Below are 25,146 nucleotides of genomic sequence, written 5' to 3'. Positions count from 1 at the left end.
ACCAAACCTTATCATTACTTATCAGTGGAGTGTAAATTATCTATAATCGTAACTAATTCATCTGCCACACGATTAACAATGAATCGCTGTTCCACAACTTGTCGTGCCTTTGTGATGATATTTGGCAAGTCTACAGCATCACTCATCACATGTTCCATAGCTTGTTGTAAGCTGTGTTCGTTCAAAGGATCTACAATAAATCCAGATTCACCATCGTCTATGATTTCTCGCTGAGCCCCAGAGCCACTTGTAATGACTGGTACACCGCAATACATAGCCTCACAAATAACGAGACCAAAGGCTTCACGCGTTATCGTTGGCAATAGTAAGCAATCTATGGATCTATATAAACCTTCAATATCTCGTGTAAAGCCTATAAATTCAACGTAAGAATGCATTTGATGTGCATGTATATAATCTTTTAATTTCTTAATTTGATCCTCTGTACCAGCCCCCGATATAATCAATCGAACATCGGGATTGTTTTGATGAATCTGTTCAAGAGCACTTAAAATCAGATACAAACCTTTCCGTTCTGTTATACGCGCACTATAGCCAAAGGTTCTAACCTTATATTTCATGGGAACAGCATCTGAAAAGGACTGGAATCGGTTCGGATCAATACCATTATATACAACATGGTATTTGCTAGTATCCTTAATAGCAGGCGTCATAAGATCGTCATAAACAAGTTTAGACACACAAACAAAGGCATCTACTTGTGCATTGATCCATCTATGATATATATCTGTTTTACCAGGTACAAGATTATGCTTTATAAATACCAATTTAGCACCTGTTAACTGCTTAAGAGCAATACAGAATAAGATATATTTACCGGAGTGGCATACAATCGTATTAATCCCCTGTTCTTTCATCTGTTTAGCCACGGCATTAACAGATAGAAAACCCTTTAAGGTATAGAGATTGGCAGTCATCACATGGCCCACTTGGGCATACCGAGATTGCATATCTTCATTCGATTGGTCCACTAAGATATAGGCAGTCCTATGTCTCTGTTGTAATTGTTTACAAATATCATATACATATTGTTCGCCGCCACCCCAAATTTTGGCGCCTACAACATTGATTATAGACATAGGTTCCTCCTATTAATCAAAATAATTATTAGCAATTTATACTATATAAAATTTTATAATTGCCCATTCGATTTGTTTAAATAATATAATTTTACATATTTCGTCATAGTGTACATCATATGGTAAATAGATAATAGAAAACCTATTTTCCCATCTAATATGCCGCCTTGCAAAATATATATCTTAAAGAATGCCCATGTAGGACGCAATATAATATCCCCTAAAAAACTACAAGACTTCCCTTGTGCCTTGTATTTGTTAGCTGCTGCCGTCGTATACTTATTGAACTTCTCAAAGAATTGATGCCAATTATCATACGTATAGTGATACAACTTTCCTTCTAATGTATCTTGTGGGTACGGGCTGATAAAGGCTTCATGAACAGCACCTTCTACAGTTGCACCCTCTCGAGGCATCAATCGTAGCACCTTATCAGGTCTCACCACACCATGAGTTGCCTGATTATGATGGAACAAGTTATATCGACGTAGCCAATAAGCCTTCAGTTCTCCTTGAATAGCTCGTTGAATAGACTTTGCTAACTCTGGTGATACACGTTCGTCAGAATCGACAAATAGAATCCATTCACTCTGAGCTTGTGAAATACCAAAGCGTCGTTGTTGTGACCAATCTCCATTTAAAGGATGTGGTATGACCTTTGCACCCAGCCCAATAGCGAGTGATACGGTTTGATCTGTACTACCATCATCGATAACTAAGATTTCATCAGCAAATTGAATACTCTTAATACAATCTGTAATATGTTCTTCTTCATTTCTGGCTAAAATGATTACAGATAAAGATGACATCATTTTACCTTTCTCTTTTTAAAATATTATTTATATACGTAAAATATATACTTTACGCTTATACTATTAATAATCTAAAGATTCAAATGGTTTATTAATGGCTTTATTTAATCTTCTGAATTGGCTAATAAATTTACCTTTTAAAGATAGCTGATTATATAGCTCTTTATAAGCAGCATCTTTTTTTGCTTTACGATTATCTTTCCAATTTTTTTCTACGGTAGATGGAATTATGTCCTCAGCAAGTTGTACTATAAAATCTTTATCTAAACAATATAACTTACATGCATTTAACCAATAATAAAATTTAAATGCATCAATTTCAAATCTTATAGGGGTCTGAAACATTTTAATATTTCTAGCTGCTGCTCTATTAATCATATATCCATGAGTACAGAATGCATTACGTGTTGAATATAAATTTACATTATTTCTCAAACTTCGTATGCATTTATGATGATATATACTTTTCTGTAAGACCACTAAACGAGGTTCATCTGTTTCTTCTAAAAATTCTTTTATTTTTAGTAATGAATCATAATTAAAATACTCAGTAAAATAAATATCATCTTCACATATCATAATACTTTTTTCATCAGACTTAAGAAATTCATCGTATACACCACAATGACTCAAAGCACATCCAATTTCACTAGGAGATAAAAAAGTATCCTTTATAGATTTTGTAGCTAATTCTTCCTTAGACATCTTATTAGCCATAATAGCATCAAAGAATTTAAAATCTAAATCATTATTACTAAATTCTTTAATAATATTTTGTCTACGTACTTCATTATTTTTATCTGATATAACAACTATGTTCATATTTCTCCCCAATACTGAACCCATATCTAATTTAAATTTACTAAATTAATATATTTTCCCTTATTGAATACTATCCCCATGTTTGATACGCCATGCTGCAAGTTCACGCATGTTTTTAATCACTTCACCATAGGCTTGAGGCATGTTTGTACCTTGTTCCATAAGTTTTCCATTGTTATCTAGATAGAGTCTATGGTTAAAGACAAATTCCTCTTGTGTAAACAAGCTTGGTACCATGGCTTCATAAGTTTGACCCGGGCGACCTACAAGTTCTGCCAAGGTTGGAATGATTTGAATGCTCATGCCAAATGCATTAGGAGCGAGCCAATCTTTATGAATACCTCGTCCATAGAAGATAATCGGAATGGTAGATGCCACATTAGGACTTACTTCACGAGCAAAGGTAAAGCGTTCGCTATGGTCCCCAGTGATAACAAAGAGCGCCGATGGATCTGCTTTTTCTTCGCTAGCGATGAACTCGCCCATCACATGGTCTGCATACCAAATATGACCCATTTCATTCAATTGCTTATCTGTTTCGGCGATTGTATCAGGCAAATGGCCTTTTACCTTGTTCACATCATAGCCCTCTTTAGCGACGTTAACGCTATATGGAGGATGATTAGATGTAGTCATAATTACATTGAGGATTTTTTCCCCTCTATGTTGATCCATGTACGTGGAGATGGCTTTAAACATATCCTTATCCGCTACGCCCCACGCATTGCTTTCATCGCTTGGCATTTCAGACGCATCATGGAATTCGTCAAAGCCTTGAGACAAGGCAAAGTTCTTAACATTTTGCCATGTACTAAAACCACCGTACCAGAATACTGTTTTGTAGCCTAGTTTTTTCATAACAGAACCAATGCCTAAGCCGTACGGTTGTTTGAAGCTTTCACCTTCATAGTTAGGATATAGACCTGTATCAGGCATGCCAGTCAATAAACCGTTGATAGCAGGCATCGTACCTGTACCTTGGGCAAGTGCTAGCTGTGTGCTCATCGCTTGAGGGCTGGCAGCATATTTACGGCCTTGTTCAACGAGATAGGCACCAGGTTCATTGTATTCAGCAAGGAATGGCCATAAACCATAGGATTCACCGAGAACGATATTAATAGATTGCGGTTGCTCTGCTAAACGTTGAGTTGTAATCGTTCTTGTGAAAGAACCATCAAAATCCTTACCGTTAAACTTACCACCGATGGCACTAATTTTTTCACTCAATTCTTGAGGTGTTAAATTGATGACCTCAAGCTCATCTGCACGCTTTGCAATGCTTTTAACGCGATAGAGAGCCTGCACATCATCAAGGATGGTTTCATTTAATAGATTAGAACTGAGGCGTGCCGCACTTTCCCAGTTGATGGAATTTGTATAGTTAAAGGCACCACCAAATCTAAAGAATAGTCCTAATACGCCAATAACCACAGTCAATCCAATGCCTGTGATCCATTGCGTTTTCTTCGTCTTAGGGTACCACGTAGTACAAACTAGTTGAGTATTAGCGTAATCGCTATATTTCTTTGTACCCCACGCCAAGAAACGAACGAGGAACCAGCAAAGGGCTGCACTCAACACAACAGCGCCTACGATGTACATCAATGCATTATATTCATTGATGGCTGTATTGATAATGGCACCGATATCATCGTTCTTACCATTAATGAGCATTGCATTATAAGAGGAGTTAAAGATCTTGTAGAACGGAATGCGCCCCAAGAATAAGAAGGTTAATAGTACCGTTGCAATAGAATAGATAACCTGTTTAATGCGCAAGGATGGCCATTTTGGTACAAAAGTATGCACCAATGTGCCCCCTAAAAATCCCAATAAACACAAAGAACCGACGGTCTTGAGGCTCAATCTAAAGCCTAGCCATAAGGACGTAAGGATATTCTCCATCGTCACAGATGCTAGCTGTGATTGGAATACTGCAAGAAACACGATTCTAAATGCAGTCAACAAGGCAGAGAAAAAGATAAATACCTTAATCTCTGTTCGTATGCCTTCAAATAATCGTTGCCATCGGTTCATCATTAACCCCTAACTGTTCGTTCATATAACTTAACTACTACTCTATACTACCTAACTGTAATTATGTTGGATATTTCTTACATTTAGGTCCCTTACATCGTTTGCATTTACCGCATCCGCGGTCGATAGTCCCAGCACCTGCTGATTTCTTAGCACTAGTACTCTCCTGAGCCTTCTTAGAAACCTTACTATTCCATACGGAAACTATCGTTTCTACTTTTTTTCGGATCCATCCTTTTTGGATTTTTTATCCTTTTTCTTGTCTTTTTTCTTATCTTTTTTCTTGAAAGTATCGCCTAAAAAGACTGTTTTTAACTTGTCATTTAAGACTTTAAGCTTCTTTTCAGCCTTGTCTTTCTTTTTCTTTAACTTATCTTCGGATTTAGAATGTTTGTCTTCCTTAGACTTTTTATGTTTTTTGTCCTTTTTATCCTCTTTAGACTTTTTACCATCTTTGGACTTTTTATCCTCTTTGGATTTCTTGTCACCCTTAGATTTCTTATCGTCTTTTAATTTTTTTAAATCCTTAGATTTTTTAGACATATCGTCAGTCCCATTAATACGCGCCCATTCATCATCTACGCGTTTTAATTGCTTTTTAAGAAGCTTTTCCAGCTTCTTATTGGCTTTATCAGAGTCTAGACCAGACTTACCGAATAACAAAGCATTTACCGCTGTATAGGGATCAATAGAGGACTTATCATTTTCATTTATATCATCTTTTTTACTAGATGTATCATTATTGTTATGGAATGTTTCTGTATCTTTTGTTTCTGAAAGCAACACAGAATTTTCTTCATCGAATGGATTTTCTTCATCTAAATGATGGACTTCTAAACTTTCAACGCCATCTAGTGGATTTACATCCATATGCTCTACAATGTCTTCATCAAGGTCCGATATCTCATGTTGGGAGCTTTCACCAGATCCTGTAAAAAGACCGCCCATAGAATGCAATTCGTTCAATTTAATATGGTTCATGCCCACTGTAGAATCATGCTGCACAGGAATATCCGATAATTGGACCTGTTCCATAGCGTATACATCATTATTATGACTAGCACCCTTGCCAATATAAGATTTATCAGCAATGATGATATCCTCTTTATCGTCGCCTAACACATTGCCAAACAAATCCTCTTCAAGAGAATCATAGGTATGCAACATGGACATCCGTTTTTGAACCTCTTCAATTTGATTCCACAAATCAACGAGAGAGGATGTATAGTATATGCGTTCCTTAACCTCTAAATAAGCTTGGTAAACGATAGCCAATTCAGTTTCATTGAGTCCCTCTTCGGCACCAATTTCTTCAATCATTTGTTGGATTTGTTGATCTCGATCATATCGTTTAATTAAGGCCTTGCGAATACGTTCAATCAATGCTGTATCGATGATTTCCACGGGTACCTCCAGTCTTCAATACACTCAGCCCTATCCACTACATTAGCGCATACGAATCAATGTATAGAACCATAAAAAATAATTTGATTTTATAATCTCTAATATATTATTATATCAGAATTTATCTGCTTTTTCCTTAATAATCAATGCACTAAAATAAATTAACTGAATACACTAAAATTCGTTCCTTTTCATCGCTTTCTTCAAATAGATCGCTGCAATCGATAGGTTCTTCTTGTTCGAGTCGCACATGGTTATTTAAGAAGTTTTCTACCTCTTCGTTGACGTAGTAGAAAAATAATTTGATTTCACGCGGATGATGATATAGGGAATCAAAGATATTTCCTAGAACGCGCTTAATCGTATGGAGTGCAAAGGGATTAAAGAAAAAGCATCGATCTGCTTGAGCTGGTAATTCATAGAGCGCCGCATCACCGTGCACAAAACTTACCCGATTGCGCGCTGCTGGGCTTTCATCATTGATAAGAGCCTTTTCATACAATCGTTCATCATATTCGATACCGATGGAGTGACAGCCCGTTTGGTAAGCCATAAAAATGCTAACACGGCCCTTGCCACTGCCATAGTCGATAAGGGTATGTTTCTTGCGAATATGACCGCTGTTCGCCAACCGCTCAAGGACACAATAATCGGTCGGCTCATACGGATGATGCTCCGTATCTGACCGACTATCATCGCGGCCTGCTGTTTTTATTTGTAAAACCTGTTCCCATTCCTGTTCACTTGTCATATATCTAATACCATCATGAGTTCCCAATTGTATGACCTATTTTTAATACTAAATTGATATTTATATATACTATACCCTTATTAGAGCAATATTTACAAATTAAAGGTAATCATGTATCATAATATATGACAAAGGAAGTTAATGCGTTCAATATGTTGCACGCAAAAATGAAAAAGCAGGGTTGCCGCCCTGCTTTTTCTGTGCTAGTTATATGGTATACTAAAGAGTAATATTTTAATATTCTCATGTGCAGAATGATATGTCATAAAAAAGGAGTGTCTACTTACATGGACAGTGATCTGACCTTAGATTTTATAATTATCGTCGTATTAATCATCGCCAACGGCTTGTTCTCTATGACAGAGTTAGCCATCGTCAATGCAAAAAAACGTAAACTCGAAGAAATGGCCGAAGCAGGCAACGAGCGTGCAAAAAAAGCCTTTGAATTAGCAGAGAATCCAAATAATATGTTTTCTACTATTCAAATTGGTATTACCCTCGTTGGTATTTTAACTGGTTTGTATTCTGGTGCAACCTTCTCTGGTCCATTAGAAGAGTTTTTAGTAGCTAATATTCCAAGTATTGAGCCCTATGCAGCATCCATTAGCTCCTTACTCATCGTTGCTATTATCACCTATTTATCCCTCGTTATTGGCGAGCTCGTACCAAAACGTTTAGCCTTAAATAGTCCTGAAAGCATCGCCGTAGTAGTAGCAAAACCGATTTATTGGTTATCTGTAGCATTAAAACCTATCGTTAGCTTCCTCGGCGTTTCCACAGAATTCCTCTTAAAATTACTAGGCGTGACTGTGAAAGAAGAGGCTCCTGTTACAGAGTCTGAAATCAACAAGATGCTCACCGAAGGCGTTGCTATGGGTGCTTACGAAGAAGAGGAACCTATCCTCGTAGAAAATATCTTCCACCTAGCAGATATGAATGCTGGCGACATCATGACACCTCGTACACAGCTCAAATGGATTGATCTTAATAGCACAGAAGATGAAATTATGGAAGTCCTCAAAAATGCTAACCATTACCGCATTCCTGTAGGTACCGATTCCTTGGACGAACTAAAGGGTCTCGTAACTGTATCTGACGTATTGGTACAGATCATGCAACGTCCTAGCGAACGCTCTATTCATGATATTATTGAATCTTGTTTGAAAGAACCATTACTCATTCCAGAATCCATTACTCTCATGAAATTGTTGAATGTACTCCGTACAGAAGGCGTTCACGAAACAATCGTTCTCGACGAGTACGGTGGTTTCAGTGGTCTTGTAACCTTACATGATATCATGGAAGAAATCGTAGGTCTCATGCCTTCCGGTGAAGAAGAAATCATGGAAGAAGAGAATAAAATTGTCGAACGTGAAGACGGCTCCTGGCTTGTAGATGGCCTTCTCGACGTAGACGAATTTAAAGAATTCTTCCACATCGATGAAGAATTACCAGGCGAAGAAAAAGACTTGTACAAAACAATGGGCGGTCTATTAAACGTTCTCTTTGGCCGCATTCCAAAAGAATTAGACAAAGCAAAATGGAATGGCTATACCTTTGAAGTAGTAGATATGGATAACACCCGTATCGACAAAATTCTTGTAACCTATGAAGAACCTATCGTAGTACAAGAAACAGAAGAAAAAGAATAATACCTACTAGCTTGTAGATTTATGAGCATTGTAGATATATAAAGAGTGAGTTCTCCTATGGAGGACTCACTTTTTTGTATACCCCCTAGCCGTTTACATATAAATATAGTATTATTAAATTGTATAAAATATATAATAAAATCTAATAGATTTAATAGAACTATTATCTACTATATATCTAATAGCTAAATTAGATATATTCTCATAAAATATATAGTCCTATGAATGCTACCTATATGTAGTTGTGTATCATAGGGCTTATGTGTGGTATAAAGGAGAGATTCTATGAATCAAAAAGTCATAGCAACCATAGGAGCCCTCTTAATAGGGACCGCTATAATCAGTGGTTGTGGATCTGAAAAGCAATCTGAGGATACTAGCCTCAAGGTGCGCACCATCACCATCGGTGAAGAATCTGGTACTACTAGTGCTGGCTATGCAGGCACTATCCATAATAAAACAGAAACAAACTTAGCCTTTCAAATTGGGGGTCGCGTCATAAACAAATTTGTCAATGTCGGTGATACTGTACAAGCAGGCCAAGTAATTGCTCAAATTAATGGTTCAGATACATCAGCTCAAGTACAAAATGCTGAGGGTGCTGTGAAAGCTGCTCAATCTGCCTATGAATTAGCAGAAACCAATGCGAAACGATATCGCGAGCTCTATGCTCAACAAGCGATTAGTAAGTTGCAATTAGATCAAGCAGAAAACCAATTGAATGCCACATCTGCTCAATTACAACAAGCACAGGCCAGCCTCAACTTGAGTAGCAATCAAAATAGCTATACCAATTTAACGGCTCCTGATACAGGTATTATTACTGCTTTCAATATTGAAGCAGGCCAAGTCGTAGCAGCCGGTCAAAGCGTTGGCACCTTAGCGGCCGGTCACGACCCAGAAGCAGTCATTGCCCTTCCCGAACAAGAAATGACCAAGGTTCATGTGGGCAGCCCTGCCAATATTACATTCTGGGCTCTACCAGATGTAACTGTACAAGGTGTGGTGCGAGAAATTTCACCAGTTCCTGACCCTGTAGCGAGAACGTATACCGTAAAAATTACCTTACAAAATCCTCCAAAAGAGGTACAACTAGGCATGACGGTCAATGCTAATCTATCTACCACAGATAGCACCAATATTTCTATTCCATTGACGGCTCTTGTGAAAGATTCTAATGGCAATAATGCAGTGTATATTATCCGAGATAAGAAGGCTCATCTCGTTCCTATTAAGACTGGTGAGTTCGGTAAAAACTCCGTCATCGTTACATCTGGTTTGGCTAAGGGCGACATTGTCATCACCGCAGGTACTCAACAATTACAAGAAGGGACGGCGGTTAGTCAATGAAACAATTTAACTTAGCCGAATGGGCCCTCAAACACAAGTCCATTATCTACTACTTCATGGCTGTGCTACTCACCTTTGGCATCTTCTCATATAACCACATGGGCCGTATGGAAGACCCAGACTTTACGATGCGCACCATGGTGGTCGGCGTTGCTTGGCCGGGGGCTTCCCCACAAGAAATGTCGGATCAAGTAACGGACAAATTAGAAGAAAAACTGCGCGATCTTCCGGGCGTGGATTATACAAAATCTTTCACAGATGGCAGCAAATCAGTTATTTATATTAATCTGAAAGAAAACCTACCATCTGATAAAATCCGTCCCGCTTGGGAAGAAGCGCGGAACATGATTAACGACGAATGGAAATCACTGCCGCAAGGCGTTCAAGGCCCTACCATCAACGATAGATTCGATGATGTATACGGCATTATCTACGCCATTAGCGGCGATGAATTCTCGTACGAAGAAAAGCGTCAACAAGCAGAAGACTTAAAACGTCAGTTGTTATCTGTTCCAAATGTAAAAAAAATCAGCCTCATTGGGGTGCAACAACAAACCCTTAATGTAACGATTAATAAGGATAAACTAGCATCCTATAAAATCAGTACTCAACAGCTTTTAACGGCTATTAAACAGCAAAGTATGATGGTTCCAGCTGGTATGATTACGACGGATACGAATAATGTGTATCTCCGCGTGAACGGCCTATTCGATAGTCCACAAGCCGTACAAGATATGCCAATTCGCATCAATAATCAAACCTTGCGCCTTGGCGACATGGCTGATGTGACCATGACATACCAAGATCCTAGTGATCCTCAATTCTACTATGAAGGCAAGCCAGCTATAGGTATTGCCATCTCCATGGATGCAGGTGGCAATAATGTGGAATTTGGTGAAGCTATCGATAAAAAGCTAGCAGAATTGAAGAAAACTATTCCTGCAGGCCTTGAACTCGATCAAGTATCAAATCAGCCACATATTGTTAAGGAATCCATTGGCGATTTCTCTCAATCTCTATTTGAAGCCATCGCCATCGTATTACTCGTAAGCTTTGCATCTCTTGGCTTACGTACAGGCGTTGTTGTAGCACTCACGATTCCAGTTGTTGTGTCTACGACCTTCATTTTGATGTATGAAAGCGGAATCTATTTGCACAAGGTTAGCCTTGGTGCTCTTATCTTGTCACTAGGCCTTCTCGTAGATGATGCCATCATCGTAGTAGAAATGATGAGCGTTAAGCTCGAAGAAGGTTGGGGTCACTTTAGATCTGCTACCTTCGCTTACCAATCAACAGCATTCCCTATGCTATCTGGTACGCTTATTACTTGCGCTGGATTCTTGCCATTAGCATTAGCGCAAGGTATGGTAGCAGAGTTTACAAAATCTCTATCCATCGTTGTATTTATGGCTCTCATCCTATCTTGGTTCGCCTCTGTTCTCGTCAGCCCTGTTCTCGGCTATAAAATCATAGAAAACAAGGCTCCAAAACCTGAATCCGAATGGACCAAACGAGACCATATCATGCACAATCTCAATGTTACATTCTATGATAAATTTGAAAGACTGTTACATTGGGCTTTAGGACATCATAAGGTAGTATTACTCATCACCTTAGGTGCCTTTGTATTATCCCTACTTTCACTACCATTGATTAAGCAGGAATTTTTCCCATCATCAACGCGTAATGAAATCATCGTATCCATGCAATTTCCTCAAAGTTCATCTATTGAATACACTGCAAATCAGGCAAAAATCATCGATGAACATTTACAAGGTAACGAACACATTTCGACCTTTACATCCTATATAGGACAAGGTTCTCCGCGTTTCGTTCTCACCTTGGAACCTGAGTTGCAACGAAATAACTTCTTGCAGTACGTTATCGTTACAAAATCCTTAGAGGATCGAGATAAACTCTATGGTGAATTAACTTCTTATTTAAATGAAGAATTTCCTTCAGCCCTCGTAAATGCTCAATTTGTACAAATTGGGCCACCATCTAAATATCCAGTGATGCTCCGCGTATCTGGACCTGATCAAAAGGTGGTAAAAGACATTGCCAACCAAGTGAAAGGCAAGATGCAAGGCGATAAGGATTTGCATAACATAGCCTTTGACTGGCCAGATACGGAACCAGTAGCTAATGTTCATATCGATCCTAACAAGGCTCGCCTACTCGGTATCGATAGCTATGCCGTATCCTTACACTTACAAAGTCTATTGTCGGGTACAAAATCTGGTGAATACTACGAAGGTAACCAAACAATTCCTGTGACATTCCGTTTAGGAGATAACGAACAACACAACTTAAGTGCTCTGTCCTCCTTACCTATTCAAACAGGCAATGGTTCCTATGTACCGCTTAGCCAAATTGCAACCATCACCATGACCCAAGAGGATGGTATTATTTGGCACCGAAATATGATGCCAACGATCAGCATTCACGCCAATGTAAAAGCCGGTGTTTTAGGCAATGCGAAAACAAAAGAGGTTTATAAATCCTTACAAGACATTCGCGATTCCTTGCCTACAGGCTATACCATTGAACTTGATGGGGCTGCTGAAAAGAGCGTAACAGCCGTACAAAATCTAGTAAAACCAATGCCAATTATGCTCTTTGTGATCATGACAATCCTCATGTTCCAATTAAAGCGTATTCCTCTCATGATTATGGCTTTGCTCACAGCGCCTCTCGGATTAATCGGTGTCGTATTAGCCCTTAATATTACGAGAACACCATTAGGTTTTATGGCTATTCTAGGTATCATCGCCCTTTCGGGTATGATTATCCGTAACTCCATTATCTTGTTAGACCAAATTGAAATCCACAAAGCAGAAGGACAAAAACCACTTGAAGCGATTATCAACTCCGCTACACTTCGTTTCCGTCCTATCATGCTCACCGCTATCGCAGCGATTTTAGGCATGATTCCTCTTATGGGATCTGTATTCTGGAGCCCACTTGCCATCGCCTTTAGCGGCGGCTTACTAGTGGCAACAGTTCTAACACTTATCGTATTACCAGTCATGTATGCAACATGGTATAAGGTTAAATAAATAATATAAATAGATATCTATTATAATCTAATAATTGATTGACTACTAATTCTGATAATGTTAATATAACTTTGACAAGGGAATTAAATAAGTTGCAATGTATTCACGCAACAAATAAAAAACAGCAGGGTGGCAGCCCTGCTGTTTTTTATTACCTTACATACATATCCCTATTTTAAAATAGAACAGGCCTATTCTATTTTTTATGAGTACTATACATACCTTTTTTAAATTAGTACACGCCTATTCTATTTTTTAAGAGCCCATTTATTACATACCAAAGGAGCTGTAACAGAATGCGGTGAAACCGCATTTTAGTTGCAGTCTTTTTAAAATATAGAAAATACCAAGGCTTTTAAAGTAATACGTTCTTTAAAGCTCTTGGTATTTTTCATTTTTAAGTGCACTTAAATAAGTCCTAATCAGATTAAAATTTTTTGGATTTAAGCTACTTCTTTTATCTCGAATAAGATCTTGTTAATTCGGCCAGATTGTATTCTGTTATGTAATTTTGCAAGATTAAATCCCATTGCTAGAATATAGAGTATTTTATGAACATTATCTTTACGGTGATGGTTAAATCGTTTAAATTGAAAGTCCCCTTTAAGTACACCGAAGGTACCTTCCATTTGTATGGAACGATTAGTCCGTAATTGTATGCCTTCGGCACTTATTAATCGCTTTTGGTTAGCTGCCAATAATGCATCATATGCTGGATTCGTTTCAATTTGTTTAGGATTAGATGCATTCCATATTTTGGCATATGGCTGGCATTCTTTACGAAGACCACAGCGAGGATTGATAGGACCGTACTGGACTGCACAGTATTCTACAAATATCGATATAGCAAATGCACGAGTAAAACGATATTCACTGGGAAACCATAAAAAATAACATAGGAATTAATTTAATCAAACAGACATATTACAGTAGATTTAATTTGGTAAGCAATTCCATAATATTTTCTCCTAATACTAGATTTGTGATTGTCTTTGATGGACTTAGATATTCTATCATTTGTCGATAGAGAAAGGGGTCACCATATGGTGCATCAGAACTAAATAAGCATCTTTCAGGCAGTTCTAATAATGCCATTTTTGTTGCTATAGATGTAAATTGTGCTGATAAATCTAAATATATATTAGGTACTGTTTTTGCTAATTCAATTAATTCCATCCAATTAGTACCACCTAAATGACCAAAAATGATTGGCACTGTAGGGAATTTTTTACATAAATCTACAAGTGAAAATATCATTTCTTTTGTTACTGGTAGAAATGTATGTATCCAGAGGGGATATATTCTATTGGAGCATACTATTTTCATAATGTCCCCTATTTGTTGTATTTGAGCAATAGTACTAGGTGTAAATTCTCCAAGCCCCATTAAGTGATTTCTACATATTTGTTTGTCAATCCATAATTCTATATCGAATGGTGTCATACCTAATGGTATATTTCCAAAACCTAGAAATCTATCAGGGTAATATTTCATTGCTGTGGTTAAATCTTTTATATTATTTTCATATAGTCTTTTCTTTTCTTTCGCATTTATATCTCCATTTAACACGGAACTTAGCATAGAAATTTGTTGTTTTAATTCCTGTAAAGAATGAGACTGTTCGGGATGAGGAGTTGTAGTAAATAGAATAGCTTTATCAATTTTTGATTGATCCATCAACTCTATTTGATTTTCGGTTGGCAATATTACGTGTTCGTGACTATCTATAACCATTGTTATTCATCTCCTATTATTTTACTGCTAAATATATTATAGTAATAACTGTACGCTTTATTATGATATATAACAAGAAGGCACTTTTTCTATACCACGTATCCTTTAGTATAGTAGGTGTGAAAGAAGGTAGTATTTTGTCGAAAGTAGATTCTATTAATCAAGAATGTCCTATGGAGATTGCTTTAAATCTATTAAGCGGTAAGTGGAGGTTAAAAATACTGTATTATTTACTAAAGGGAGAGTCAATTCACTTTAATCAATTACAACGATTATTAGGAGATATAACGACAAAAGTGTTGACGGCTCAATTACGTACACTAGAAGAAGCAGGTATTGTATCTAGAATTGTATATGATGAATCGCCAATTAGAGTTAAATATTCTATGACAGATACAGGTAAAACACTGATTCCACTTATGACCGAATTATGTAATTGGGGGAAGACATACAAAAAAAGCCGACTTTAATAGGCGGCTTTTTTCATAATTATTAATTCTTGATATTATTTAGCATCTCAACTTTTATGCTTTGTAAAGTTTAAATAAATAGTTTTATATGATAACCAAGAATGATATATAGAAAGATACATAAAAAGGGGCTGTTGTATTTAATAAGAAAAGCTGAGCATGACTTCTATGCGACTTTACCTTTACTTTGGATTTCATTTCATGAAATCTTACGTTCAGGACTAAGTGATATATGGGCCTTTTCTCCTTAGTCCGATTGTATTTTATAGAAAATAGATGGGGCCACTTGTTTCATGACTTTGGCTCTGCGGAGCCCAAAGGGCGTAGTCAGACCCGGCCGGTGGAATGAAACAAGTGGTCCCATCTATCAATTCTTATTACACTACAACAGCTGTACCATTGCATGTGACCATGAGCATGCCATTTTCTGCACCTACTGTACTGTATTGGAAGGATACACCGATAACAGCATTAGCACCCATTTTAGAAGCCCGTTGAGACATTTCATCAAGGGCTGCTTGGCGCGCACTCATCAAAGAATTTTCATAGCTGCCACTACGGCCACCAACGATGTCGCGAATGCCAGACATAAAGTCTTTCACAAAGTTACGGCCTTCTACGACCTCACCAAATACGATACCTTTATACTCTTGAACTGGTTTATTTTCAATATGCATAGTTGTAGTAATAATCATAATTGTATCCTTTCTAATTGACTACAATATATTTTGATTTATTATAGCAAGGCTTTCACAGAAATACAATCAAAAAAAAAGACCTATTCACTACATTCATAATGAACAGGTCTAATTATATGTTTTTATCGATCAAAATCGCGGTCTAGGTTAACCTCTTTCAATGGAACAAGTTTTGTTTTCTTGATGTATTTGTAACCTAAGTATACTGCGAAGAAGATTGGCAATCCGATGTACGCAACGGATACGCCATACCAGTCGATTGTATCGCCTGTGAAAGCGGAATAGTTTTGACCAGCAATGATGATGATGCAAAGAATGAACGCCAAGATTGGGCCAATTGGGAACAACCACGCTTTGTAAGGTAATTCTTTAAGATCTCTACCTTGTGCAATGAAGGCACGACGGAAGCGATAGTGAGAAACAGCGATACCAACCCATGCTATAAAACCGCAAAGACCAGAAATATTAACAATCCAAGTATATGCAGTACCTTCGCCGATAAAGCTTGTAAGGAATGCAAATAAACCGATTGCTGTAGTTAAAATTAACGCTGGCACTGGAACACCATGTTTATTAAGCTTAGCAAAGATTTTTGGTGCTTGCCCTTCTTTAGCAAGTGCATATAGCATACGAGTAGAAGAATAAAGACCTGAGTTACCAGCACTAAGTACTGCCGTTAAAATGATAGCATTGATAAAGCTAGCAGCAAAAGCAAAACCAAATCGGTCAAATACGAGTGTAAATGGAGAAATAGATACATTCTCTACACTAGAATTCAATAAATTTGGATCAGTATAAGGAATTAAGAAACCGATAACTATGAAAGCACCAATATAGAACAATAATATACGCCAGAAAATAGAATTAATCGCCTTTGGCACATTCTTTTCTGGATTTTCTGCTTCACCAGCGGCTACACCGATAAGCTCAGTACCTTGGAATGAGAAACCAGCCACCATGAAGATAGCAAGAATAGATTCCCAACCACCTACGAATGGTGCTTCCCCTACTGTCCAGTTCGTAAAGCCTGGAGATGTACCACCAAGACCAAAGATAAGCATAAAGCCACAGAACAGGAATACGAATACGGTAATAACCTTGATGCTAGAGAATACATATTCACTTTCACCAAAGGAACGAGTCGATAAATAGTTCAAGCCGAATAAAACGAGCAAGAACAAAGCAGACCATACAATAGCAGGCACATCTGGGAACCAATATTTCATGATGAGTGCCCCTGCTAATACTTCAGCAGCCAAGGTAATAGCCCAGTTAAACCAATAGTTCCAACCTAAGGCAAAACCAAAGGCAGGATCTACATAGCGTTTTGCATAGGTCCCGAAGGAACCTGGAATCGGCAAGTACGTAGCCATTTCCCCAAGAGATGTCATGAGGAAGTACACCATGATACCAATGAGGCCGTAAGCTACAAGCGCACCACCAGGGCCCGCTGTACTTACCACTTCACCACCAGCTACGAATAAGCCGGTACCGATAGCGCCACCTAAAGCGATCATATTCATATGACGCGCCTTTAGGGAACGTTTTAAATGTTGATCTTTATTAGAGGTAAACTCTACGTTATTATTTTGATTTTCAGCCATGGGTCACCTCTTACAAATCTAGATTACGCACGTATTTTGCGTTATCTTCAATAAATTTACGACGAGGTTCTACTTTATCGCCCATGAGAACAGTAAAGATTTTATCAGCTTCGATAGAATCCTCTAAGCTAACTTGTAAAATCGTACGATTTTCAGGGTTCATTGTAGTTTCCCATAATTGTTCAGGATTCATTTCACCTAAACCTTTGTAACGTTGGATTGTAATACCATCGCGGCCTACTTCATCAAGTTTAGCTGTAAGCTCTGCATCAGAGTATACATACCAGTGGGACTTGCCCTTCTTGATTTGGTACAAAGGTGGTTGAGCAATGTAGATATGACCTTCCTCTACCAATGGTTTCATATAACGGTAGAAGAATGTTAATAACAAGGTACGGATATGAGCACCATCAACGTCCGCATCTGTCATGATAATAATCTTGTTATAACGAGATTTAGTAATATCGAATTCTTCACCAATGCCAGTACCGAAAGCAGTAATCATGGAACGAATTTCGTTATTCGCTAAAATCTTATCAAGGCGCGCTTTTTCTACGTTAAGGATTTTACCACGCAATGGCAAAATCGCTTGGTAACGACGGTCACGACCTTGTTTTGCAGAACCGCCCGCAGAGTCACCTTCGACTAGATAAATTTCAGTCATAGATGTATCTTTTTCAGAGCAATCTGCCAATTTACCAGGAAGGCTAGATACTTCCAACGCATTTTTACGGCGAGTTAAGTCGCGGGCTTTACGAGCGGCCTCACGAGCACGGCTTGCCATTGTTGCTTTTTCGATGATTTTCTTCGCATCTTGAGGATGTTCTTCGAAGAATGTTCTAAGACCTTCAGATACGATAACATCTGTAATACCTTTAACTTCGCTATTGCCAAGTTTAGTTTTTGTTTGGCCTTCAAATTGAGGTTCCAATACTTTTACAGATACAACAGCTGTCAAACCTTCACGTACGTCTTCACCGGAAAGGTTGGACTCATTTTCCTTGATCAAGCCAGATTTACGGCCATAATCATTGAGGGTACGAGTCAAGGCAGCACGGAAACCAGAAAGGTGAGTACCACCGTCAATGGTATTGATGTTATTTACGAAGGACAATAAGTTTTCGCTGTAGCTATCGTTATATTGCAACGCTACGTCTACTACTACGTCGTCTTTTGTATTTTCGATATCGATAACAGTAGGATTTACTACTTCTTTATTTTCGTTTAAGAAGGCAATGAAAGAACTTAAACCACCTTCGTAGTGGAAGCTTTCAACACGAGGTTCCTCTTGGCGCAAATCGCTCAATGTAATGCGAAGACCTTTATTAAGGAATGCCAATTCTTGTAAACGAATTTTCAATGTATCAAAGTTGAATACTGTAGTTTCAAAGATTTCAGCATCTGGCTTGAAGATAACTGTAGTACCAGTACCTTCTGCTTTGCCGATTTCATGTAACTCGGAAGTCTTATGACCACGAGCGAATGTAATCTCTTGAATAATACCATTTTGAGCTACTTGAACCTTAGTCCATTCACTCAACGCATTTACTACAGAAATACCTACGCCGTGAAGACCACCAGAAACCTTGTAGCCGCCACCGCCGAATTTACCGCCAGCATGCAATTTCGTTAATACTAACTCTACCGCAGACATACCGGATTCATGCATCCCTGTAGGAATACCACGACCATCATCGACAACAGTGATGCTGTTATCTTCATTAATGGATACTTCGATATGTGTAGCGTAACCTGCGAGCGCTTCGTCTACAGAGTTATCTACTACTTCATAAACGAGGTGATGTAAACCGCGAATGGACGTACTACCAATGTACATACCAGGACGTTTACGTACCGCGTCAAGACCCTCAAGAACCTGTATATTCTGAGCGCCATAATTTTCTTCAGGCATGAAACAAACTCCTCCTAACAATCTATCACACTGTACTGGATTGAAATTTGGTACAACACATGTACAGAATAAATCTTATCTCTTTATTATACTATAAAACTCATCAATTCGTCTCATTAAAGTCTTAATACTAATACCAGATCCATAAACGCAATCATCTGTGACCACATAGGTCTTGATCTGCTCCTCTGGTACCATGGCGATATACTCTAGCGTTTTATAGTGATGAATAGGACTTTTATGGGACTTTCCGCCCTTGGCATGCACCATAGTAATGATAGATTCAATAGGCACGGAAACGGTATCCCCAATATGAACGTACATAGGAATCCCTCCTCTACTTTTCTAATGTCCCATTTAATGAATCAATTTTGCGCTGTTCCTCTTCTGCAAGGAACTTTGATCGATATTTGTTGCACAAATTAATAACGTGCTGGTCCGTTAGCTCATCAGGCTTCTTATGAGTGATGAGCATAGCCACCATAAACATGTGACGGCGATTAATGGACCCTTTATAAATTTTATCTAAGTAAAAGTATATGGATTCCCGCATGGCTTCTGCAAAATCTGGGAAGGTACACTGTATAAATTGCTGACAGTCTCTGTATTTAAAGTACGGATACTTTCTAATAACAGACTTAATGTCTTTAATATGAGCGCGATGCAATTCATATTCACAGGTCGGACAGATTTCTTTTTTAGATTCCATATGCATGCCACATCGCTTACAACGATGATACCCATGCTGTTCTAAATAAATTTCCCGCTTTCTAGACGTAATTTGTACTTTTCTGAAAGCGGCTCGTAATTCTTCGTTATCTGTTTTTTCTAAGGATTTATCGATGGCTTCTACATCTTCTTTTGAAAGTACGATGTCTGCAAAATTAATACGTTTTGTAATAATCTGTTCATCAGGCAGTGAAATCGATGTATCAGTATTAGCTTTCACATAGCTCTGACGTTTCATAATAAAGCGAATATCTGTGATGACCTCTTGATGGTAATATTTGTTTATCGCCTCGATGATACGCCGTTTTTGCATCTGTAATTCCTGCATCCACATGGAATTATCTGCACTAATCACCATATCTGGAGGCTTGATAGACACAATTTTTGTATGATCTGCAATGACATCGCCCACTACATCACGCCACTTGTGAACGAGGGTATTTAATTTATATTGTTCCAGTAAATTCAGTTTTGATAAGGCCTTTGGTAAACAAAGATCAAGGCTGTCCATACTGAACCTTTCCCCCTTCACAAGAAATAAATTGAACCGATTTCAAATCTTTAAAATCATGAATATCTGTTGTGGTAATAAATGTTTGAATACGTTTATGAATAAACTGCAATAAATTCGCTCGTCTCGACTCATCAAGTTCGCTCAATACATCGTCTAGTAGCAGAACTGGATATTCCCCAACCTCGGACTTAATAAACTCAAGCTCGCTCAACTTTAAGGACAATACAGCAGTTCGTTGCTGCCCTTGGGATCCAAATTTCTTTAAATCCATCGCATCGGAAAAGAATCGTAAATCATCGCGGTGAGGACCTACGCTGGTGGTCATCCGATGACGATCCTGCGGCAACGCTGCTTTAATGCGCTCGTAAAAGCCTTCCTTTGTAAATTCTAAGGATCCATTGTCCATATATGGCTGTTCATAACCAATGGTCAAATTCTCGAGGCCACCCGTCAATTTACGGTTCATCAAATCGATGAGAAGATTGATTTTCTTCAAGCTTTCTAACCGTTTCTTTACAATAAAACTCGCCATATCGGCTAATTGCAAATCCCATTCTTCAAGAGGTATGTTTTGCTTCCCTCTATATTCTTTAAGGATCGCATTGCGCTGCTGTAATAACCGATTATACTGCATTAACTGATGATAATAGGTAGCACTCGTCTGAGAGATTTCCATATCGAGAAAACGTCTACGTCCTGACGGCGTTCCTTTAATGAGCTGTAAATCTTCTGGACAGAAGATAACTGTGTTTAATGTACCAATCAGTTCCTTTTGCGATATTTTTGTATCGTTTAACCGAATATCCTTAGGACCTTGGCGGAATAACTTAATATTTACCTTTTGAGGTGTATCCTTTTTCTCGAACTTAACGACAATACCTGCTTCCTCAGCATTGAACATGAGCATATCTGACGTATCGTTGGTCCGATGGCTTTTACCAATGGTACCCACATAAATCGATTCGAGGATATTCGTCTTACCAGCCCCATTGGTGCCGTGCAAAACGATAATCTCCGGATTGAATTGAATCGTTACATCCTTGTAATTACGAAACTGGAATAATTGCAGTGAGTCAATTCTCACCGATTAAGCCTCCTCTTGAGTAATTACGAGATCTACATCGAGACCTTCGCAAGAAATCACATCGCCAACGCGGCATTTCTTGCGTTTCTCTGTGACAACTTGACCATTCAAAGTAAGGATACCTTCTTCGATAAAGGATTTAATTTGACCACCTGTTTCGATGATGCCTTCTAACTTCAACAACTGATCAATTTGAATGTACTCCGTATGAATGGGTACCTGCTGTTGCTCTTTCATAACGTCCTCCTATAGTGGACAATTCATAACTATATGGGAATTAGGTAACGATGACTTTTAATCATCATTACCTAATATAGAGTTGTATATTAATTCATTGAAATATACGATATAGTGATATTTTTATCAATAAACAAATAATAGACTAATGTATTAAAAGTTATGCATTCGTACGAACTGGTGTTACTACGTATGTATAGTTCGGATTATTGTCTTGGCGAATGACTACTGGACCATTTTGTTTTAAGAATAAGTGGATGTTGTCGCCTGTGCTGTGGCGCAAGATGTCAGAGATATAACGACCATTGAAGGAGATTGTGAATGGTGTACCTTTAAATTCAACAGCTACGTCTTCTTTGGCCATACCGATTTCAGTATTTTGAGTAGACAATGTTACATTGCTTTCAGACCAATCATAACGAATTACGTTATAGCTGATGTCTTTAGCCAATAAGGATACGCGGTCAACAGCACCAGCGAATTCGCGGCGGTCAATAACAGCGCTAGAGTCGAATTGGGAAGGAATAACCTTTTCATATTCAGGATATGTGCCTTCAATTAAACGAGAAATAATGTAAATCGATTCAAAGTTGAACACGATTTGTGTGCGATTCCAAATGATGTTGATCATGGCTGGATTATCTGTTGGTAACAAACGAGATACTTCAGCCAAAGTTTTTGTAGGAATGATAGCGCGCATTGGCGTAGTTGCTGGTTCATCAATGGTAATTTTCTTAACAGCCATTCGGTGTGTATCAGTAGCAACCATAGTGACTTCATTTTCTTTAATTTCAAGAAGAGCACCAGTAAATACAGGGCGGTCTTCATCTGTTGCAGCTGCGTAGTTTGTTAAATCGATGAGTTCTTTCATAGCAAAGCTATCGATGTTTACATGATCTTGGTCGTGAATTTGTTCTACCAAGGAGAAATCATCTGGATGTAATGTTACGAGGTTGAATTCGGAAGAACCAGATGTGATTGTTAAAGAATTACCATCTTCTGGTTTGTAAAGTTCGATAGTATCGCCAGGTAATTTGCGGATTAACTCTTGGAAATAACGAGAACCTACTACTAATGTGCCAGGTTCTTTGATATCACCATCGATGGTTAAACGAATACCGAGCTCAAAGTCGTTACCTTGCAATTCTACTTGACCATTTTTTGTTGTCATGTAGATAGCACCTGGTAAGTTGGAACTTGTTTTATTTTGAGATACCTTTTGCAATACGTTGATTGCTTTTTGGAGATTTGCTTTTGGGAATGTAATATGCATATGTTACTCCTTTATGATTTCCATATAGTGTAGAAGCACTGATAACTACTTCTCTTGTTTGTAATATTCTATGTTTGCTATCGTAGATGCTCTATAGATATTCTACGATAGATCTGTTTCTACTGGTTTTTTGATTGTTTGTTAGTTTTAGTAGTAGTAATAGTAGGGGCCTGTTCATATGTGTAAAAGTGAATTGGCGCTACTAACTGTGCGATTTCTCGGTTGTGTATAACTATGTTGATAGTTTGTAACCACTTATCCACATACTCACAGCAGAGTACGGTTTTTAGGATATCCACAAAGTTACGCACAATATATCCACAGAGTTATCCACAGGTTGTTAATTTCTGTTTAATTTCAGAAATCATGTTCTTAGTTTCTTCGTTTCGTTCAATTTCCTTGGTGATTTTATCGTACGCATGGAGAATTGTCGTATGGTCACGAGAGAAGGCTGTTGCGATTTGCGGATAACTTTCATTGATCATATCACGGCATAGGTACATGGCAATTTGCCGTGGGAATGCGAACTGTGCTTTACGCTTCTTACCGAGCAAGTCTTGCTTTTTAATATTGAAATAAGAACTTACAAAATTCTGGATGCTTTCAATAGTGACCATGTTCACCTCTTCGGTGTGAACGAGGCCAGCCAAGGCTTGTTTAGTGTATTCTAGGTCGATAGATTCGAGACGTTGATCGATGGATGCGGTACCGATTAATTTTGTGAAAGCCCCTTGCAACACCCGGACATTTTCGCTAAATTGTAATGCCACATAGTTGATGGAGTCGTTATCGATGCGGATAACGCGATTTTTCTTATATTCTCGTTCCAGCAAAGATCTAAAGATGGCAATGCGTGTTTCTAAATCTGGATTTTCCATGGTAGCAATATAGCCAGCTTGGAAACGAGAACGAAGACGGTCTTCGAACTGCTCCATATCGTTTGGCATCGTATCAGAGGTGAGGACGATTTGCTTGTTGTTATTTAATAACTCATTGAACGTATTAAATAGCTCAGTTTTCGTACTTTCACGACTTTCAAGGAACTGAATATCGTCAATCATGAGCACGTCGATGTTGCGGAATGTGTTGCGGAATAATTTACCTTGGTTACGCTGCAATGTTTCGACGAAAATGTTCATAAAGTTTTCGCTCGTAATGGACATAACCTTCATGTGTGGATGATTTTCCTTGATGGCATTGCCGATGGCGTGCATCAAATGCGTTTTACCTAGACCTGATGGACCATAGATAAAGAGCGGATTATAGTCGCCGCCTGGGAACTCAGCTACATTTTGAGCCGCCCCAAATGGAATGCGGTTGGCGTTGCCTGTAACGTAGTTGTCAAAACGGTACGCTGGATTAAGGTTAGATAAGGATAAATCCACAGGTACATTATCAGACTGTAATGTAGGTGTTGTAGTTTCAACTGTTTTACTAGGCGCTACCATTGGCTCATCTGGAATATTAACAGGAGCTGGTGCGCGGTCGATATAGACAGGCTCTTGATAGATTGGTTTATAGAACTCATCTTGTTGAGCTTTTTCCTCTACCACAGGCGGTAATGGCATCGGTGGAGCCACTACAGGTGCATCATCGATGAGACTTTCATCAACAAAGGTAGTATCTACACTCTCTTGATTGAAATCGAATAACACCATATCCCGATGGGAACCGATAACTGTAGTAATAGCATCCTGCAAAGCCTTGCTGATCTGTGGCTGCTGATCGATTAAGTTTTTAACAAATGTTTGCATAACCCCAATATGGATCGAATGACTGTCGAGAGACATGGGAATCAACGATGACGTGACGCGCAAGTACAACGCGTCAGGCAAATGTTGCATGTTCTTTTTCGCCTCTTGCAATATATGTTCCCATATATTATTCAAATCAAATGATTGCAT

At 38.3% G+C, this 25,146-nt stretch carries 21 protein-coding genes; 4 read left to right on the top strand and 17 right to left on the bottom strand.

Annotation, left to right across the window (positions count from 1 at the left end; genetic code table 11):
* Nucleotides 1–14: 14 nt before the first annotated feature.
* The 6 genes from VEIT17_RS00105 to VEIT17_RS00080 form a co-directional block, all read right to left on the bottom strand.
* Nucleotides 15–1,100, bottom strand: a complete 1,086-nt coding sequence (locus tag VEIT17_RS00105) for a glycosyltransferase family 4 protein (protein ID WP_119209013.1) — start codon at nucleotides 1,098–1,100, stop codon at nucleotides 15–17.
* Between the two features lie 53 nt (nucleotides 1,101–1,153).
* Nucleotides 1,154–1,909, bottom strand: a complete 756-nt coding sequence (locus VEIT17_RS00100) for a glycosyltransferase family 2 protein (protein ID WP_178885967.1) — start codon at nucleotides 1,907–1,909, stop codon at nucleotides 1,154–1,156.
* 66 nt (nucleotides 1,910–1,975) lie between these two features.
* Entirely contained in the window at nucleotides 1,976–2,758 is a 783-nt protein-coding gene (locus VEIT17_RS00095) for a glycosyltransferase family 25 protein (RefSeq protein ID WP_178884032.1), read from the bottom strand.
* Between the two features lie 36 nt (nucleotides 2,759–2,794).
* Nucleotides 2,795–4,774 (bottom strand): LTA synthase family protein, encoded by a 1,980-nt coding sequence (locus VEIT17_RS00090; RefSeq protein ID WP_178884029.1) that lies wholly within the window; start codon nucleotides 4,772–4,774, stop codon nucleotides 2,795–2,797.
* A gap of 210 nt (nucleotides 4,775–4,984) precedes the next feature.
* Nucleotides 4,985–6,175 carry a transcriptional regulator gene (locus VEIT17_RS00085; protein WP_178884027.1) on the bottom strand — a complete coding sequence of 397 codons (1,191 nt, stop codon included), beginning with the start codon at nucleotides 6,173–6,175 and terminating at the stop codon, nucleotides 4,985–4,987.
* A 151-nt stretch (nucleotides 6,176–6,326) separates the two neighbouring features.
* Complete coding sequence (locus VEIT17_RS00080; protein WP_178884025.1) at nucleotides 6,327–6,926, bottom strand: class I SAM-dependent methyltransferase; 600 nt, start codon at nucleotides 6,924–6,926, stop codon at nucleotides 6,327–6,329.
* A 287-nt stretch (nucleotides 6,927–7,213) separates the two neighbouring features.
* On the opposite strand from VEIT17_RS00080, the gene VEIT17_RS00075 reads away from it, so the two are divergent.
* From VEIT17_RS00075 to VEIT17_RS00065, 3 genes are all read left to right on the top strand, one after another.
* Entirely contained in the window at nucleotides 7,214–8,578 is a 1,365-nt protein-coding gene (locus VEIT17_RS00075) for a hemolysin family protein (protein WP_119209019.1), read from the top strand.
* 285 nt (nucleotides 8,579–8,863) lie between these two features.
* Entirely contained in the window at nucleotides 8,864–9,928 is a 1,065-nt protein-coding gene (locus VEIT17_RS00070; protein WP_119209020.1) for an efflux RND transporter periplasmic adaptor subunit, read from the top strand.
* On the top strand, nucleotides 9,925–12,987 hold the full coding sequence (locus tag VEIT17_RS00065) for an efflux RND transporter permease subunit (RefSeq protein ID WP_178884023.1): 3,063 nt from the start codon (nucleotides 9,925–9,927) through the stop codon (nucleotides 12,985–12,987). Before VEIT17_RS00070 ends, VEIT17_RS00065 begins: the two co-directional genes overlap by 4 nt.
* A 443-nt stretch (nucleotides 12,988–13,430) precedes the next feature.
* Here the strand turns inward: VEIT17_RS00065 and VEIT17_RS00060 are convergent, their stop codons facing one another.
* Nucleotides 13,431–13,742 carry a transposase gene (locus tag VEIT17_RS00060; RefSeq protein ID WP_242013299.1) on the bottom strand — a complete coding sequence of 104 codons (312 nt, stop codon included), beginning with the start codon at nucleotides 13,740–13,742 and terminating at the stop codon, nucleotides 13,431–13,433.
* A gap of 169 nt (nucleotides 13,743–13,911) precedes the next feature.
* Complete coding sequence (locus tag VEIT17_RS00055; protein WP_178884021.1) at nucleotides 13,912–14,721, bottom strand: amidohydrolase family protein; 810 nt, start codon at nucleotides 14,719–14,721, stop codon at nucleotides 13,912–13,914.
* A gap of 137 nt (nucleotides 14,722–14,858) precedes the next feature.
* Here VEIT17_RS00055 and VEIT17_RS00050 point away from each other — a divergent pair, with 137 nt between their 5' ends.
* Entirely contained in the window at nucleotides 14,859–15,191 is a 333-nt protein-coding gene (locus VEIT17_RS00050) for a winged helix-turn-helix transcriptional regulator (protein WP_242013264.1), read from the top strand.
* A 377-nt stretch (nucleotides 15,192–15,568) separates the two neighbouring features.
* Here VEIT17_RS00050 and VEIT17_RS00045 read toward each other — a convergent pair whose 3' ends face one another.
* From VEIT17_RS00045 to dnaA, 9 genes are all read right to left on the bottom strand, one after another.
* Nucleotides 15,569–15,886 carry a YbjQ family protein gene (locus tag VEIT17_RS00045; RefSeq protein ID WP_178884019.1) on the bottom strand — a complete coding sequence of 106 codons (318 nt, stop codon included), beginning with the start codon at nucleotides 15,884–15,886 and terminating at the stop codon, nucleotides 15,569–15,571.
* 125 nt (nucleotides 15,887–16,011) lie between these two features.
* Nucleotides 16,012–17,493, bottom strand: coding sequence for an amino acid permease (locus VEIT17_RS00040; RefSeq protein ID WP_178884017.1), 1,482 nt, complete (start codon nucleotides 17,491–17,493; stop codon nucleotides 16,012–16,014).
* Between the two features lie 10 nt (nucleotides 17,494–17,503).
* Nucleotides 17,504–19,405: a DNA topoisomerase (ATP-hydrolyzing) subunit B gene (gyrB, locus tag VEIT17_RS00035; RefSeq protein WP_178884015.1), complete on the bottom strand. Its 1,902-nt coding sequence runs from the start codon at nucleotides 19,403–19,405 to the stop codon at nucleotides 17,504–17,506.
* Nucleotides 19,406–19,480: 75 nt separating this feature from the next.
* Nucleotides 19,481–19,729: a DUF370 domain-containing protein gene (locus VEIT17_RS00030; protein WP_178884013.1), complete on the bottom strand. Its 249-nt coding sequence runs from the start codon at nucleotides 19,727–19,729 to the stop codon at nucleotides 19,481–19,483.
* A 13-nt stretch (nucleotides 19,730–19,742) separates the two neighbouring features.
* Entirely contained in the window at nucleotides 19,743–20,645 is a 903-nt protein-coding gene (locus VEIT17_RS00025; protein ID WP_178884011.1) for a DciA family protein, read from the bottom strand.
* The gene (gene recF, locus VEIT17_RS00020) at nucleotides 20,632–21,732 is read right to left on the bottom strand and encodes a DNA replication/repair protein RecF (RefSeq protein ID WP_119209023.1); all 1,101 of its coding nucleotides are present in this window, start codon (nucleotides 21,730–21,732) and stop codon (nucleotides 20,632–20,634) included. Before recF ends, VEIT17_RS00025 begins: the two co-directional genes overlap by 14 nt.
* Before the next feature lie 3 nt (nucleotides 21,733–21,735).
* Nucleotides 21,736–21,969 carry an RNA-binding S4 domain-containing protein gene (locus VEIT17_RS00015; RefSeq protein ID WP_119206598.1) on the bottom strand — a complete coding sequence of 78 codons (234 nt, stop codon included), beginning with the start codon at nucleotides 21,967–21,969 and terminating at the stop codon, nucleotides 21,736–21,738.
* 160 nt (nucleotides 21,970–22,129) lie between these two features.
* Entirely contained in the window at nucleotides 22,130–23,242 is a 1,113-nt protein-coding gene (dnaN, locus tag VEIT17_RS00010) for a DNA polymerase III subunit beta (protein ID WP_004698016.1), read from the bottom strand.
* Nucleotides 23,243–23,568: 326 nt separating this feature from the next.
* Entirely contained in the window at nucleotides 23,569–25,146 is a 1,578-nt protein-coding gene (gene dnaA, locus VEIT17_RS00005) for a chromosomal replication initiator protein DnaA (protein WP_178884009.1), read from the bottom strand.

Origin of the sequence: Veillonella nakazawae, from assembly GCF_013393365.1 — a bacterium.
Lineage (GTDB): Bacteria > Bacillota > Negativicutes > Veillonellales > Veillonellaceae > Veillonella > Veillonella nakazawae.
This window is presented reverse-complemented; position numbering and strand designations above follow the sequence as displayed.